The organism is Dysgonomonas termitidis (assembly GCF_042654545.1).
GTDB lineage: Bacteria > Bacteroidota > Bacteroidia > Bacteroidales > Dysgonomonadaceae > Dysgonomonas > Dysgonomonas termitidis.
Window position 1 is genome coordinate 16,238 of record NZ_JBHSGN010000072.1, and the last position, 16,017, is coordinate 32,254.

Here is a 16,017-nt window from a genome sequence, read left to right on the forward strand (position 1 = left end):
GAAAATAGTGAAGTTAACATTTTGAATATCCGGAGAGGTTCCCGATATTAAAAATAAAGTCGTACCTTTTCGGGCACTAATCGCACCTAACGGATACTAAAGACGGGAATTATCATGAAACGACATATCTCACTGGCCACCTTTTGGCTGATACAAGTAGTGGTGCTTTTTTCTCAGAACACAGACCGCTTTTTCGACCAATACAACTTCAAATTCATTACAGAAAGCAAAGGATTGCCTTATAGCTTCGTGAGTGATATTTTCAAGGATTCGGAAGGATATATCTGGGTTGCTACACATCATGGGATAGGAAGGTATGATGGTTATGAATTTCTGAATTACGACATGCAAACTGCACCTATACATTTGAAGAACGACTTTGTACACAAAATATGTGAAGACAATTATAAACGGCTCTGGATTGCTTCCGAAGGAGGAATTGATATTATTGACCTCAATACTTATTCTTCCTTCGAACTTAATCTACCCCCGGACAGCCCGTTACAACGGTTAATAAATGAATATGTCAGTACGGTATACAAAGACAAACGAGGCAATTTATGGTTTTCCGGTAACAAAGACCTATGGTGTATAGAATTGGATGAGAAAGGAAATATCAAAACCTATTATTGCCTGAAGAACGCTTCCGCTTCGCCTGTTCACGCGATCCTTGATATAGGCTGGGCCATCTGTGCAGGGATTGATAACCAGGTCTGCCGCATCGAGAAACAACCCGATAACCTCCTGAAGGCGAAGATCCTATCCGATAGTCTGACCTCTTTTAGTGAAGACTGGCGCATTTCATGCATGCAGGCTGATGGCGAATATCTGTGGATAGGTTCGAACCGGGGAGTATTCAAGTATAATCATACGGAACACAGCCTGAAAAGATACCGTTACTCTACTCATCGCTCAGGCATGTTGAGTCAGGCATATATAACGGACATCAAACTGACCGACAAAGAACATCTTATTGTATCTACTCTTAACGGGCTGAATGTCTATCACAGAGATACGGATACTTTCTCATTCATCCGTCAGACCAGTGAACAAAACGGCGCTACGGTCAACTGTAATGCGATTAACTGCCTGCTAACGGATGGGAAGATAATCTGGCTGGGCACCGAAACAGGAGGAGTCAATGTGCTTTCTCCGAAACGTCTGCATACCGAGTTATGGTCATGCGGAACATCTTCTGTCAATATGGATACTCCTACTCCTGTAAATGCAGTGGATGAAGATAAGGAGGGTAATCTCTGGATCGGGATGGTGGAACGTGGGTTGATGAAATGGAGTAAGGAAAATAAGGCATGCACCCACTATCTTTTTTCACCTAATGATATCACCTCCATCAGCAATAATACGATCAATGGAATCCTGATAGACTCTGACAACTATCTATGGGCATATACCTGGGGGGTCGGAATAAATGGTCTGGACCTGAATATCCGAAATAATCGTACCTTCAAACGCTATACCCGTGAGATCATACCTGAATTGGAAGGCGATTTCATTAATAGTGCCTGTGAAGATAAAATTAATCATGGGATCTGGTTTGGGTCCACCCGTGGAGTACATTTTTACGATAAACGAAAAAACACTTTCACAAGAATATTATTCGATCAGTCCGATAACGAATTTGAGGCTATACACGCACTTTTAATCGACCGGAAGAAACGTTTGTGGATAGGAACAACCCAAGGGGTCTTTATCGTCGACCTGCCATCTTTTGCCAAATCCAATAAACGATTCGATTATAAATACCTGAAGTATAAGCTGGACAGCCCGGAGTCGACACAACTGGAAAAGATAAACAGTATAATGGAAGACAAAAACGGCACAATCTGGCTGGGAGGCAATGGAAGCGGATTGTATCAATTGACAAATGACAAGAACAATCATTTCATCTTCAAGAATTATACGACAAGGCACGGGCTGCCCAACAATACGATCATTGGTATGGCAGAAGACGGACAGGGAAATTTATGGCTGGCAACCAATGATGGAATTTCACGGTTGAAAATCCAGTCGATGACATTCAGTAATTACACGCAAGCCGACGGATTACCTGCCACTCAGTTCTATTGGAATGGCATTCATTATTCAGCAATACATGATTTTATATATCTGGCTACTACAGACGGCCTGGTCATCATCCATCCGGAGAGTGAAACTTTATTACATACAGATTCACAAGTAAAATTGTCATCTCTGGCAATCGGAGGAAACACTATTTATCCATCCGGCGGTAATTACCTTGAGAAGAACATAACATTTGCTTCTAAAATCTTTCTACATGAAAAAGACAATCGCTTCTCCATCGGCTTTACTACACAGGATTATGGGAACAGTAGCCGTATCCGATTCGCATACCGGCTGAAAGGATATGAAGAAGAATGGAACGAAACACAGCCCGGAGAGCATCTGGCACGATATACGTCCGTACCTTCCGGAAACTATACATTGCAGGTGCGTGCAACGGATGAATTGGGACGCTGGTCGGATAAGATCACTGAAATAGAAGTTGATATCACTCCTTATTTCTATAAGTCCGGCTGGTTCTATCTGCTACTTATTGGGATAACCTGTCTGTTCATCTATTTATTGTATAAGAGAAAAATCCGTACTTACCGTGAACAGAAAGTACGACTGGAGAGTAAAGTCAAGCAACGCACACAGGAACTGGCAGTCCAGAACAAACAGCTGGAAGCCATGGCACAACACATAAAGGAAATAACGGAAGAAAAAATATCCTTCTTCACCAATATTACCCACGAGTTCCGTACACCCGTCACGCTTATCCATGGCCCTATCGAACATGCCCTGAAAGAAACGAAGAACGAAACTGTAAAAATGCAATTGCAGATTGCCGAACGAAACTCCCGCTATTTGCTCTCGCTGGTTAATGAACTGATGGACTTCCGAAAACTGGAAATGGACAAGGTCGTATTGGATAGGCGTCCGGAGAACGTTGTAGACTTCCTGTCCGAATTGCTTCTGCCTTTCAGGGTCTTTGCTAAAGAAAGACATATAGATATACAGACCTATTTCCGCCTGGATAATCCTTTCCTGATCATCGATGCAGCATATATGCGTAAGGTGATGGTAAATCTGATTTCGAATGCCATTAAATTTACACCGGACAATGGGCATATCAGCATATTTATGGCATCAGTCAAAAGACACGACAGGGAAAAAGCTCTTTATATAAATGTACGCGATACAGGACATGGCATTGTGACAGAAGACATGGAAAAAATATTTGACCGCTTTTATCAATCCAAAAAAGTATTGAAATACCCTGTTTATGGACAAAGCGGCACAGGCATCGGGCTTTTCCTTTGCTGGAAAATAGTAGAACTGCATGGCGGAGAAATATGGGCACGTAATAATCCTGACAAGGGAGCCTCATTCCGCATATTGATGCCATTAATTCCTGCCGGAGATGTAGAACTGACTGCCGGAGAAGACATGAAAATTAAGGAAGACAATCGCCTGCGGAATATATTACAACCGGCTGATGGAACAAAGAAAGAAACGGTTCTTATAGTAGAAGACAATAAGGATATGCGTTTGTATATCCGTATGCTACTTGAGGGTGATTATCGTCTGTTTGAAGCCGAAGATGGGAAAGAAGCCCTGCAAATTGTACAGAAGCATACGATTGATCTGATTGTCTGTGATCTTATGATGCCTGTAATGGATGGAATGGAACTATCACGCCATATTAAAGAAAATCTGGCGACCTCGCATATCCCTATTCTCATCCTTACTGCTGTTCACTCAGAACTTCAGGAGAAAAGAAGTTTTGAAATTGGTGTAGATGAATACCTCTGTAAGCCTTTTGACGAGGAAGTGCTCCGGCTCCGCATCCGTAACATTTTAAATTTGAGAAATAAGTACAAAATGATGTTCTCGGCAAGCAGCAACGTATAGGAACTGCACATACAGGAAGAATCCAGGGACAAGGCATTCATTGCAAACGCCGTCAATCTGATGAAAGAAAATTATGCAGAGCCGGAATATAATCTGGAACGTTTTGTCCGTGATATGGGATATAGCAAGACATTGGTAAACAATAAAATGCAGGATCTGACAGGTCAACCCATCGGACAGTTTATGAAGAATTACCGGCTGAATGTAGCACAAAGAATGCTACAGGAAGGACCGGGAGATATAAATGTCTCCGAAATAGCTTATTCCGTAGGCTTCAATGATCCCAAGTATTTCACTAAATGCTTCAAGGAGTTTTTCGGATATTTACCAAGTTCTAAACTTAATAAGAGATAAGTGTTTTTTTACTATTCGCCATATCTGTATGCACCTCTTATTTGTGTTAAATAGGAGTATGAATAAAGTTTGAACCGACTAAAACGAAAAGTGTAAATTCTCCACTTTACTATTTTCTTCCCAATCTTTCTTATTTTCCTCTTTTCATAGAGGATAAGCCGCTATTTTTGCATATCACCCTAAATAATGGATACTATGAAGATGAAGCCCAAGTTCTGTTTTCTCATTTTTCCTGCTTCCGGTCAGTCAATAAACAGAATTATTGCTGATTCAAAAATTTTGACAAGCAATTACTTCACCAGTCATTTCCGGAATAGGATATTAATAAGATACAAATGAGACAAACCATTTACACATATTGTTTCGCACTGCTTGCTATTATATTGCTACAGTCTATAATGTCGTGCTTCGGCGGCTACCGCGATACTATCGAAGATTCGCGGATAAAATACATCGATACCCGTGTCGGCACTGCTGCGAGCACAACTCATACAGCGGGTAAATTCGGAAAGAATACGGAGGAATACGGACAGACACTCCCTGCGGTACTCGAACCGAATGGCATGAATTTCTGGACTCCTCAAACACGCGATACAGAACAGAAATGTATAGCTCCTTATTATTATGCAGACACATTATTGCAAGGGTTCCGTAACTCTCACTGGATTGTAGGCGGCTGTACTCAGGATTATGGTTCAATGACGCTTATGCCTCTTTACGGGACTCTGCGCTGTCAACCCGAATCCCGGACAACCCGTTTTTCCCACCAGACAGAGAAAGCGACCCCGTCTTATTATGCCGCTCTCCTACCCGATGAGAATATTTATACCGAGATGACAGCCCGTTCCCGTTCGGCTATTTACCGTTTTACTTATAAGAAAGCAGGGAAAGGATATTTGATAGTCAATCCTAACAGCGATGAAGGTCAGGGATACATCTCCATCGATACGCTCAACAACCTGATTTATGGGTATAATCCTGTTCACCGCATTTATCAGGGCTGGGGAGAACCTGCCGGATACAGTGGCCACTTTATTATCCGGTTCAAGAAGAAAATAACAAGCTATGGGACATACAAGGGCGACTCCTTGTTTTCGCATACCAGACAAATAGGAAATGCTAAGCAGATAGGCATATACGCGGAATTTGATGTGGAAGAAGGAGAAGAAGTCCTGATAAAGGCCGCTTCATCTTTTGTCAGCCGGGAAGGTGCCATCCGTAATCTGGAGGCTGAAATTCCTCATTGGAACTTTGACCTGACAAGGACAGAGCTAAACCGGATATGGGAGCAACATCTTTCCACAATACAGGTGGAAACCGAAAACCTTGTGGATAAAGAGCAGTTTTACGGCGCCTTCTACCGGGCCTCTTTCCTCCCACGCACATTTAACGATGTGGACGGACGTTATCCGTCTTTTGCCAAAGGCCTTCCGATACGTCAGTTACCCGGGGGGGAAACGTACTATGAGGATTACAGCATGTGGGACACATACCGTGCACTACATCCTCTGATTAACATCCTCTTTCCTACCAAAGGCGGAAATATGATGCAATCGCTTGTACATAAATACGAACAAGGTGGCTGGCTACCTATCTTTCCCTGCTGGAACAGCTATACTGCCGCTATGATAGGCGACCATTCTATTGCCGCTATCGGCGACGCTTATAGCAAAGGTATCCGCAATTTCGATATTGAAAAGGCATATGAAGGGATGAGAAAGAATGCTTTTGAGACTCCTTCCGATCCGGATGAATATAGAAACGGCATGGGACGCCGTGCACTGACATCTTATCTCAAATATGGTTACATTCCCCTTGAAGATGCCGTGCCGGATGCTTTTCACACCAATGAGCAGGCTTCAAGGACTTTAGAATATGCCTATGACGATTTTGTCCTCGCACAGATGGCTAAATCTCTGGGCAAAACGAAAGATTACCAGGAATTGATATCACGTGCGGCTAATTACCGGAACGTCATTGATCCCCGCACCGGATACGCTCAGGGACGTCATGCCAACGGCACTTTCCTGAATGAATACAATGCTTTCGACTTTGCCCGGTTCATTACCGAAGGAGCCCCTTGTCACTATACATGGTATGCTCCTCACGACCCATACGGACTGATGGAGTGTATGGGTGGTAAAACAAACTATATAGCGAAGTTGGATTCCATGTTCAGCGAACAGCGCTATTGGCACGGTAACGAGCCATGCCATCAGATTGCCTTTATGTTTAACTATGCAGGAGAACCGTGGAAGACCCAACGTGCCGTACGCCACATTATGGCAACGGAATATATGAATACACCGGGCGGACTTTCGGGTAATGATGATGCCGGACAGATGTCGGCATGGTACATGTTCGCAGCTATGGGATTTTATCCTGTCTGCCCCGGTACGCCATATTATATGCTTGCCAGCCCTTCATTCCCCAGTCTTACCCTGCATCTGGAAAATGGAAAGACCTTTACTGTAAAGGCTCCGGATACATCCGAAGAGAACATCTACATACAATCGGCAACGCTGAACGGAAAACCTTATACACGTAATTACATTACCCATCAGGATATAATGAATGGCGGAGCTATTGAATTTGTTATGGGGAACGAGCCGAACCGGGAATGGGGAACCAAACCGAAGGATTGTCCGCCTGATATGATGGAGGCTGCAAAAGACTAACCATAGACAAGTAATTAATCAGAAAAGCTATATTTATGAAAATTAAAGCACTTTTGTTTACCTTATGCGCCATCTCCCTGTTAGGTGCCTGTAATAGCCAGAAGACAGGCGAGAGCACCTATAACATTATAGATTATGGTGCTAAGGGGGACGGAAAGACCGATGATGCCGCAGCAATACAGGCAGCGATTAATGCATGTTCCCAATCGGGTGGCGGCACAGTACTTATCCCCGCAGGACATACTTTTATGTGCAGTCCTTTTGAGCTGGCTTCATATGTCGAACTCCGGCTGGAATCCAATTCCCGCCTGCTCGCCAATTCTGACGAGACGGTATATACACAAAGCGCTTTCCGCGACAACCGGGGCGAAGGCATGATGTGGATACACGGGAAAGATCTGAAAGAGGTCTCCATTACCGGAAGCGGCACGATCGACGGGAACGGCGTCGCATTTATGGGAAAAGAGTTGGAAGACTCTTATGAATTGAAGCCCGTGACCGACTTTGATCCCCGCCCACATGTATTGACTCTCATCAATGTGGAGAGAACCGTGATAAGAGATATTACCATCCGCAACAGTGCCTATTGGACTGTTCACCTTATCGGCTGCAACGATGCTTCCATCGACGGCATCACGATACTGAATGACCTGAAAATACGCAACGGTGACGGCATTGATATAGACCATTCCAAAAACGTACGCATTGCCAACTGCCATATCGAGTCCGGTGATGATTGCATATGCCTGAAAAACCGGCGGGAGTTCGAAGAATACGGCTCCTGCGAGGACATTGTTGTAACAAACTGCACCATGGTCTCCCGTTCGTGCGCCATCAAGATAGGGTCGGAGAATATGGATAAGATCAATAATGTGTTGTTCAATAACTGCATTATCAAGAACAGCAACCGTGGCATAGGCATCCAGAACCGCGACGAAGGAACCGTCACCAATGTGATATTCTCAAATATGATCGTGGACTGCATGTTCTTCTCCGATGTATGGTGGGGAAAAGCCGAACCGATTTACATCACATCTTACCCGCGTGCCATAGGCAATCACAAAGATGCCGGCTGGCGTTTCCCGAAAGGAGCTACCGAAGGCCGATGCGGAGAAGTAAGCCGTATCTGTTTCTCGAATATCAAATGTACCAGTGAGAACGGTATTTTTATAGGCGGGGATACTCCCGACAAAGTCAATCATATCTATTTCAAGGATGTAGACCTGCTATTACAGAAACGTACTGCATACGAAGGCGGCATCTACGACAAGCGTCCGTGCGACGGTGAAGGCTTCATCCGTGATAAGACTTACAGTTTCTACATAGATACGGCATCTGATATCAGACTTGATGACTGCAATATTACGTGGGGTGACATTCGCCCGGATCATGCGGCTGAAGGCATCTGGCAAAAGAATGTCCGCAATTTAAAAATCACCAATTAAGTAGGAAACAGTATTCAATGGTACGCTATCGAATTATAACTTACTCTTGCATTTTCACTTACCAAAGTAATAAACAGGTCTGCGACCTTAAGATAAGGCTTATGAGACAATATATTATATTCACTATACTTTTACTAAGCGGACTTTCGGTCTACTCTCAACCGACGCCGGAACAAACCGGAAGTATTTATTACGCTTATCCTGCTCCTCCCGAGGTCTACACTCCTGCACCGGAAGGATACGAACCTTTCTACATCAGTCATTATGGCCGTCATGGTTCCCGCTGGATGACAGCGGACGAACGTTATATAGAAGTCCTGCACGTTTTTGACTCGCTTTATCAGCGTTCCGAATTGACTCCGCTCGGCATAGATGTCCGTAAACGCCTGCAACAAGTATGGGAAGACGCCCGGGGCAAGAGCGGCAATATCACCCCTCTGGGCGAACGCCAGCAACATGAAATAGCCGGACGAATGTACCATAATTTCCCTCAGGTATTCCGTGGAGATGCATTTATTGACGCCCGTTCGTCCACCTCGCTGCGCTGTGCCATGAGTATGAGTTATTTCACAGAACATCTGAAAGAACTGAACCCTGCATTGCACGTAGACCGGAGAGCTTACCAGCGATATATGGATTATATCGCCTACACCTCACCGGAAGGAGAAAAGTTTTCTTCTGGAAAAGCCCCATGGAGACGTGACTTCCGCGATTTTGAGAAGAAAAATGTTCGTCCGGAACGCCTGATGGCTTCACTGTTTGTAAATCCCGATGCAATAACAAATCAGGATGCCCTTATGCGTGGAATCTACTGGATTGCAGCCGATATGCAGAATGTAGACATAGATGTTACTTTCTATGACATCTTCCGGTATGAAGAATTAGCCGGGATTTGGAAAACAGTAAATGCCCGCATGTATGTCTGCAATGCCGGTGCTCCGCTTAATGGTGGTTTGATGCCCCGTTGCGCCATACCTTTACTACGCAATATAGTGGAAAGTGCGGAAACCGCTATAAAAGAAGGAACTCCTGCGGCCGATCTTCGTTTCGGACATGATACGCACCTCATCCGCCTGCTTACACTGATGCAGGTAGAAGGATGCAGTAATCAGGAAACCGATATGGAGAAATTCCATCTGGCCTGGCAGGATTACCGGGTTTCTCCTATGGGAGCTAATCTGCAACTTATCTTCTTCCGTAATAAGAAGAATGAGATACTGGTAAAACTTCTTTTAAATGAAAATGAAGTAAATTTACCTTTAGAGAGCCATACCGGCCCCTACTATCCGTGGGAGACAGTTAAGGCATTCTTTAAAGAGCAATTAAAACAGGACGAAACCGAAATACATCCGGCTACCCATAGTCCGCTCTCTGAAGATACGGACTACTAGAGCAACGGGTGTGAGGTTATCCATCTTAATTAGCTTTTAATCCGCTAAAAGGTAACAAAGGTAAATGGTTCTTGTAGTCAATTAATAATGAGCACATAAGCCTATTTTTTAAATTCAGTGAGTAACAACTGGGTAACAAAAATACAGAAAACAACATTCGCTTGGAAAGATTAAGTATGTAAAGATACATTTCTTTTCCGATATTACAAACTACCTTTCTTTTCCTTTCTGTAACATCATTATACAGGCAATAGTCGAGAGATAAAAAAAGATAATTGAAATAATTATATACCATGTATATTATCTATAATAAACTATATTTTATAGAATTTATAAATTAAAAAAACATAATCGAAACTATATACTCATCATAAAATCTATACGGCGACTCGCTGTGGTTTATCCTGACTATTTTTTGCTCATAGATATTGTGCTCATCTACCGTATAAAAGTTTAAGGTATAAACATACTTAAATTGCCTCCGCACTCAGTAGTAAGATAAACATCATATGGATAATTAAAACGACAGTAAACACATACACAGCCAAAAACTGCGCATAAATTGCAGCCAACCAAAAAGATAATAATAGAAACTAAAAAATTATAGCCTATGGTATAGGGGCGCAGTAATTATTTCGTATTATCTCCCTGCCGGTATCTCCCTGCTTCTATCATTTTTTTTACCAATCTTGCTGTTATTTAATCTTTTTACTTATTTTTGCATCAATTCCGGCTGGCTGATGCGTCAGTGTTTTGCCGGAAGGACATATTGATAACAGAAGCGTTTAAGATATTATCCCGAATTGGAATCTCGACAATTTCAGCTACTTGGGATGATAAACAAGAACGCTCACGTCTTTGTTATATACTACTCCCTCATACAAGGGGGTGCGCTATATCACAATGGGCGTGGGCTATTGTTTATTACTAAGTAGCGGGCAGTCGAGAGCCTCAATTCGGTAATAAATGATAGTTCCCACGCCTTTTTTGTGTGGTTACCAAAAGCCAAGAATACCTTTAACTAACTTACTGTCAACTATTTAAAAATCAGTTTATGAATCAGAAATTCAAAGGAACAGTAGCGCACAGCACAGTGTGGCGGGAGACTATATCAAAAAACCGCGTCAGGCCGAAAAACGCAGGAGTAGGAATTAACTTTTTAATGGAGGGAAACATGGAAATAACCGGTAGAAAACCGGATTTGAAAAGTCCTTCTCATGGTTCTTAAATAGGCAGATTACAAAGATATAATATTATTTTATAGACAAAAACTAATATTATAATATTTCTGAAAGCAAAATGATATGACAGCAACGGCAGGAATATTGAAATTTATAATTTAACTATATTATTATGTTCAAATCAATTATCAAAACATCAGCAAGTGCAACAACTTGCAGCGCAATAGGGCGGGAGACTATTCCAAAAAACGCAGTTGGCTCCAAAGTATACCGATTTATGAGCAAAGCGTTTTGCTTTTTGATGATAGCAACTGCTATTGCGAGTTTTGCCTCGTGCGATTCCCGCAAAAAGTTAAACGTACAGGAGTTTGAGGACAATTTCAGGGCGGCAGTCGCCATAGAGAAGTATACATACGATTATGGCTTGCCACAATCTTTTGCTCACACGACCGACCCTTACGGCTTGGCAAAAAGAGCAATCGAAATTTTCGATGAAGAAATAGCAAAAGGGAATTTGGTAGTTATTGAGCCTTACGATAATCCATTAGCGATTTCTGAAAAGTATGGCAAAACTTTGACTTTCATTGGCAAAGACAATCATTATTACTTCAAAAATGGACTCTTATATTTCGCAACAGGGGGATGGTCTACGGTGGGAGATGGTAAAATCTTTCATATTGGTGGAAGTCCTGTTTATTTTGTTTCGCAAATAGATAACTATAAAAAGTATTTTCAGGATACTTATGGCATCAGCGAGGAACTGATGGATTGCTTGGGCGACCTGTCTTATACAAAACGCACGAAACATTTTATCGAAGATTACGAGAACACCGTCCTGTCATTGACAAAGCCGGAATTAGTCTCAGAATCCGAGTCGGCAATCGTCCATAGGGTGAAAGACATAAATTCGGGATATGTGTTTTATGTTACCCAAGAATGGTCTGCCGATGGCGCGACAAGTAAAAAATCTTTTAAGTTCAAGAAAGAGTAAGTTTTAATTCATTAAACACAATACTTTAAATGAGAAACATTCCGGTTTTTATTCCTGTTTTGCTCGCAATTTTGTTGATTGCAGGCAGCGGACAAGCAAAAGCAAGCGAGAAAAACACTCAAAGCAGACTGACCGCGATAGGCACAACTTCCACGCCCGCGAATTCGGAAGTGAGTTTAACGCTTGTGCAACGCTTCCAGCAGCGTCAGCAGAAGACAAAATCGCCTGCCGACCGCTACGATGTGACTGTCAATTCGCCGAAGTCGGTCAATATCCTTGACACGAAAGACAAGTTTTATGTACATTCGCTCGAAGGCTGCCAGACTTCCGTTTACCGCCTGTCCGATTTTAAGCCGCTTGCCGTTGTCAACCATATGTTTGACCGCAGGAATCAGCACCTTTTCAGCGAAACCGCCTACTTCGATTACAAATTTAAAACACGAAAAAGCAGCCTGAACGTGTTCGCGGGCAAGCCCGTGGAAAGTTGCTTTTCGCACAACGGCAAATACCTGTGGGTTACTTACTACCGCCGCAGTTACGACCAGAATGCTATCGACCCTTCGGCGTTGTGCGTTATCGACACCGATGCCGATACCATTGTGCGCGTGATGCCCACCGCGCCGCTGCCAAAAATGATTGCCTGCTCTCCCGACAGCCGCACCATTGCCGTAACGCACTGGGGCGACAATACAATGGCGCTGATAGACGTTTCGTCACGCGACCCCAAAGCGTGGAAGTATCTGAAAAACATTACCATTGACCGCCGTTTGTTCTTTAAATTTGACGAAAACGATGCCGTGAAAATAGACCGCGACAATAATTGCGGGCATTGCCTGCGCGGAACGGTTTTTTCGCCCGACAACAACTTTGTTTTGATTGGAAAAATGGGTGGAAACGGTATTGCGGTAATTGATGCTGTCAAACAAAAATATATTGGCACGTTGGCGGGTATGAAACAGAATCTGCGGCATCTGGTTATCAAACACGGCTATATTTATTGCAGCATCAACAAAACGGGCTTTGTTCAGCAAGCCTCGCTTGACGATTTTCTGACACACGCCGCCAAAAATACAGGCAAACTTTTTACCGCGTGGAAAAGTGTGTATGTGGGCGAGGGAGCGCGGACTGTTGTTGTCAGTCCTAACGGAAAATACGTTTTCGCAGCGGTAAATAATAAAAGCAAGATTGCAGTTGTGCGCACCGCCGATATGAAAGTGATTGCCGAATGCGCCGCCGACAGTTATCCGGTGGGAATGGACATTAGCGAAGACGGCAAAACGCTGATTGTTACCGCGCAGGGAAAATCCGGCAACGGCGGCAACAGCGTGATGATATACAGCATTAAGAATAACAGATTAAAAGTATGAAAAAACTTTTGATCGCCATATTCTGTGTTATGCCTTTTTTATCGCGGGCTCAAACGCTTACAGCGTGCCGCGACATTGTAAAAGGCAGTTACAATTTCTGGTTTTACGAGCCTGCAAACGGCGATTCTGCAACAACCCGAAAACCGCTCATTATCTTTCTTCACGGACAAAGTTTGAGTGGAAACAGTCTGTCGCAGGTTTTGCACTACGGAACTGTTGACGCAATCAGAATGGGCAGACCGATTGACGCTTTCGTACTCGCGCCGCAAAAACAGAAAGACGCGTGGCAGCCGTCAAAAATCCTGGATTTGCTTGAATGGGCAACAGCACGTTACGCGATAGACACCGCCCGCGTTTATGTTGTCGGAATGAGCGCAGGCGGCTATGGCACAATCAATTTCGTTGGAACATATCCCGAAAAAGTTGCGGCGGCAATGGCATTGTGTGGCGGCGGCTCGTTGCTGTCTTCCTATTGCGGCTTGACAAAAGTTCCCCTGTGGATTATTCACGGCACGGCAGACCGCGCGGTTACAGTTGCTCAATCGCATAAAGTTGTAGATGCGATGAAGGCTTGCGGCGACACCACCCTGTTGCGTTTCGACCAGTTGAAAGGCGTAAATCATTCCCGCCTTGCCCGTTTTTTTTACTGGGAAAAAACCTACGAATGGCTGTTCGCCCATTCCTTAAACGACTCGGTAAAAACTGTCAGCCGTGACTTTAGTGCCGCACTTGCGCTTAAAGAGGCGTACCGGAATTTTGACAGAACGGCGCAAAAAAATACGGTTATCGACTCGCATCCGGAGGTAAAGAAGGCAGTAAAGAAGCGAAAAAAACATTAAAAACAAAATAAATTCAAAAAATCAGGAAAATGGAAAATCAAGTTTGCAGGGCAAACACACACAGTTTTATGAGCAAAAGATTTTGCTCGGTAATGATAGCAATGGTTATCGTGAGTTTTGCTTCGTGCGACTCCCGCAAAAAATCCAACGAACAGGGTTTAGCAAGGCAACAAGAAACAAAAGAAATAGAAGAATACCATGACGAAAAACTTGTCGGTTTCTGGAAACGTGCCTACAATATTGTAATGGAAGATGGTCGTAAACCTTATAATCGCGGACCTCAGCAACTTCAACTATGGAGCGACGGCGAAGGAAGTGCTGATGGATACCCAATCACATGGTCAGTAACAAAAGGAAGACTTAAATATTCGGATAAGTCAGGCATGATAGCGTGGATGGGCAAATACAAGGTAGATAACACCCATTTGATAACTTTCGATGCTGACGGAGGACCGAGGGATAGTTACAAAAAGCAATAATGTATAACTAACTTAAATTAAAATTCAGAAATATGCAAAAGTTAAATTTCAATCGCGCAAAAGCGCACAGTTTTTTGAGCAAAGCACTTTGTACTTTGATGATAGCAATGGCTGCCGTGAGTTCAATCTCTTGCTCGAAAGATGATGACAACGACAGCGGTAGCCTTGCTGAAACCATCTGGCAGTATGTTTACGTAAAAACGGGCACTTCTTTATTTTATCTCCAATTGGAGTTCACTTCCGAAACGGACGCTACGATGAAAGTAGTGATGTCTGCAAATGACATCATTACCGATGTAACTCAGCCAGCCGACTTCACTTACGAGTATGACGGCAAGAATGGTCTGCTCGATTGGGGAAGCAGCGAACCGCTTAATTTCACCGTCAGCGGCAACAAACTGACATTTGATGAGAGAACTACGGTGCAGGTGGGTATGGGCATACCTTTGGCCGGCACCGTATTCACGAAGAAATAGGACAACGGAAATATAGCCGCATGCGGTGGGACATTCACGGGAGGTCCCTCCCGACGGGTGCGGCTAAACATAACTTTTATTTTCGGGACTTCCCTATTATTTAATTCTTATATCAAGATGAAAAAGATTTTGTTTTTATGTGTATGCGCTTTCGTGGCGCTGGCAGCTTCGGCACAGGAAGTCGGAGACAAGGAAATAGGCGGACACATCAGTTCCCTTTCCGGTGATTTGAAGAAGTTCGGTATAGGCGCAAAGTTTCAGTATCAAGTGACCGAGCCTATTCGTCTGGAAGTGGCTGGAACATATTACTTCGGGAAGAAAGAAGAGCTGGTGAAGAGTGCCTATACTCTGGAAGTGAACGGACACTATCTGTTCCCCGTCAGTGAGAAAGTTACCCTTTATCCGTTGGCAGGCATCGGTGTAATCGGAGGCGGTAAGCCCGATTTGAAAGCAATAGTGGAGGGTAAAGCGAAGGGTCTTAACATTTCCGGGGACTACTTGGACGAGTGGATGGACAAGTATATGGACATATTGGAGGAAGACATGGAGGATATGGGTATGGAGGATTTCTGGGATGAGTACGGTGCTAAAGAAAAGTGGCTTGATGGAACCAAGATTGGTATCAATTTGGGCGGGGGCATAGACTACAAGCTAAACGAGACTGTTACGATCGGCGCCCAACTGAAGAAAATGTTCTTCGGCGACGGCTATTCTCCTATTGCTATCTCGGCGGGCATTACCTGTAAATTCTGATGTAAAAAAAATAAAAACAACTACGTACCAGAGTCTGAAATCTTGACAATTTCAGTTGCAAAGAGAAAATGCTCACGTCGTTGTTATATATCTTCCTCAGTGGACACGTTATATAATGGACGTGGGT

At 43.6% G+C, this 16,017-nt stretch carries 10 protein-coding genes and 1 pseudogene; all 11 read left to right on the forward strand.

The features are described from left to right. The first annotated feature begins 114 nt into the window (after positions 1–114). Positions 115–4,290: pseudogene (locus ACFO6W_RS11405) on the forward strand (two-component regulator propeller domain-containing protein). A 335-nt stretch (positions 4,291–4,625) separates the two neighbouring features. Further along, positions 4,626–6,968 carry a GH92 family glycosyl hydrolase gene (locus ACFO6W_RS11410; RefSeq protein ID WP_379996481.1) on the forward strand — a complete coding sequence of 781 codons (2,343 nt, stop codon included), beginning with the start codon at positions 4,626–4,628 and terminating at the stop codon, positions 6,966–6,968. Between the two features lie 35 nt (positions 6,969–7,003). After that, positions 7,004–8,413, forward strand: a complete 1,410-nt coding sequence (locus ACFO6W_RS11415) for a glycoside hydrolase family 28 protein (protein ID WP_379996483.1) — start codon at positions 7,004–7,006, stop codon at positions 8,411–8,413. 101 nt (positions 8,414–8,514) lie between these two features. Further along, entirely contained in the window at positions 8,515–9,804 is a 1,290-nt protein-coding gene (locus ACFO6W_RS11420; RefSeq protein WP_379996485.1) for a histidine-type phosphatase, read from the forward strand. A 1,054-nt stretch (positions 9,805–10,858) separates the two neighbouring features. Continuing rightward, complete coding sequence (locus ACFO6W_RS11425; protein ID WP_379996487.1) at positions 10,859–11,032, forward strand: hypothetical protein; 174 nt, start codon at positions 10,859–10,861, stop codon at positions 11,030–11,032. Between the two features lie 230 nt (positions 11,033–11,262). Next, on the forward strand, positions 11,263–11,976 hold the full coding sequence (locus ACFO6W_RS11430; protein WP_379996489.1) for a hypothetical protein: 714 nt from the start codon (positions 11,263–11,265) through the stop codon (positions 11,974–11,976). A gap of 170 nt (positions 11,977–12,146) precedes the next feature. Beyond that, complete coding sequence (locus ACFO6W_RS11435; RefSeq protein WP_379996492.1) at positions 12,147–13,343, forward strand: YncE family protein; 1,197 nt, start codon at positions 12,147–12,149, stop codon at positions 13,341–13,343. Beyond that, the gene (locus tag ACFO6W_RS11440; RefSeq protein WP_379996495.1) at positions 13,340–14,182 is read left to right on the forward strand and encodes a carboxylesterase family protein; all 843 of its coding nucleotides are present in this window, start codon (positions 13,340–13,342) and stop codon (positions 14,180–14,182) included. The genes ACFO6W_RS11435 and ACFO6W_RS11440 overlap by 4 nt, the downstream gene beginning before the upstream one ends. A 68-nt stretch (positions 14,183–14,250) precedes the next feature. After that, positions 14,251–14,661 carry a hypothetical protein gene (locus tag ACFO6W_RS11445; RefSeq protein ID WP_379996497.1) on the forward strand — a complete coding sequence of 137 codons (411 nt, stop codon included), beginning with the start codon at positions 14,251–14,253 and terminating at the stop codon, positions 14,659–14,661. 74 nt (positions 14,662–14,735) lie between these two features. Continuing rightward, the gene (locus ACFO6W_RS11450; RefSeq protein ID WP_379996500.1) at positions 14,736–15,137 is read left to right on the forward strand and encodes a hypothetical protein; all 402 of its coding nucleotides are present in this window, start codon (positions 14,736–14,738) and stop codon (positions 15,135–15,137) included. Between the two features lie 117 nt (positions 15,138–15,254). Next, a complete protein-coding gene (locus tag ACFO6W_RS11455; RefSeq protein WP_379996503.1) occupies positions 15,255–15,890 on the forward strand; it encodes an outer membrane beta-barrel protein in 636 nt (211 codons plus the stop codon). Positions 15,891–16,017 lie beyond the last annotated feature (127 nt).

Coding starts and splice junctions, on each gene's coding strand:
- ACFO6W_RS11430 (WP_379996489.1), top strand. CDS start 11,263: ATGAGCAAAGCGTTTTGCTTTTTGATGATAGCAACTGCTATTGCGAGT.
- ACFO6W_RS11455 (WP_379996503.1), top strand. CDS start 15,255: ATGAAAAAGATTTTGTTTTTATGTGTATGCGCTTTCGTGGCGCTGGCA.
- ACFO6W_RS11415 (WP_379996483.1), top strand. CDS start 7,004: ATGAAAATTAAAGCACTTTTGTTTACCTTATGCGCCATCTCCCTGTTA.
- ACFO6W_RS11445 (WP_379996497.1), top strand. CDS start 14,251: ATGAGCAAAAGATTTTGCTCGGTAATGATAGCAATGGTTATCGTGAGT.
- ACFO6W_RS11425 (WP_379996487.1), top strand. CDS start 10,859: ATGAATCAGAAATTCAAAGGAACAGTAGCGCACAGCACAGTGTGGCGG.
- ACFO6W_RS11440 (WP_379996495.1), top strand. CDS start 13,340: ATGAAAAAACTTTTGATCGCCATATTCTGTGTTATGCCTTTTTTATCG.
- ACFO6W_RS11410 (WP_379996481.1), top strand. CDS start 4,626: ATGAGACAAACCATTTACACATATTGTTTCGCACTGCTTGCTATTATA.
- ACFO6W_RS11420 (WP_379996485.1), top strand. CDS start 8,515: ATGAGACAATATATTATATTCACTATACTTTTACTAAGCGGACTTTCG.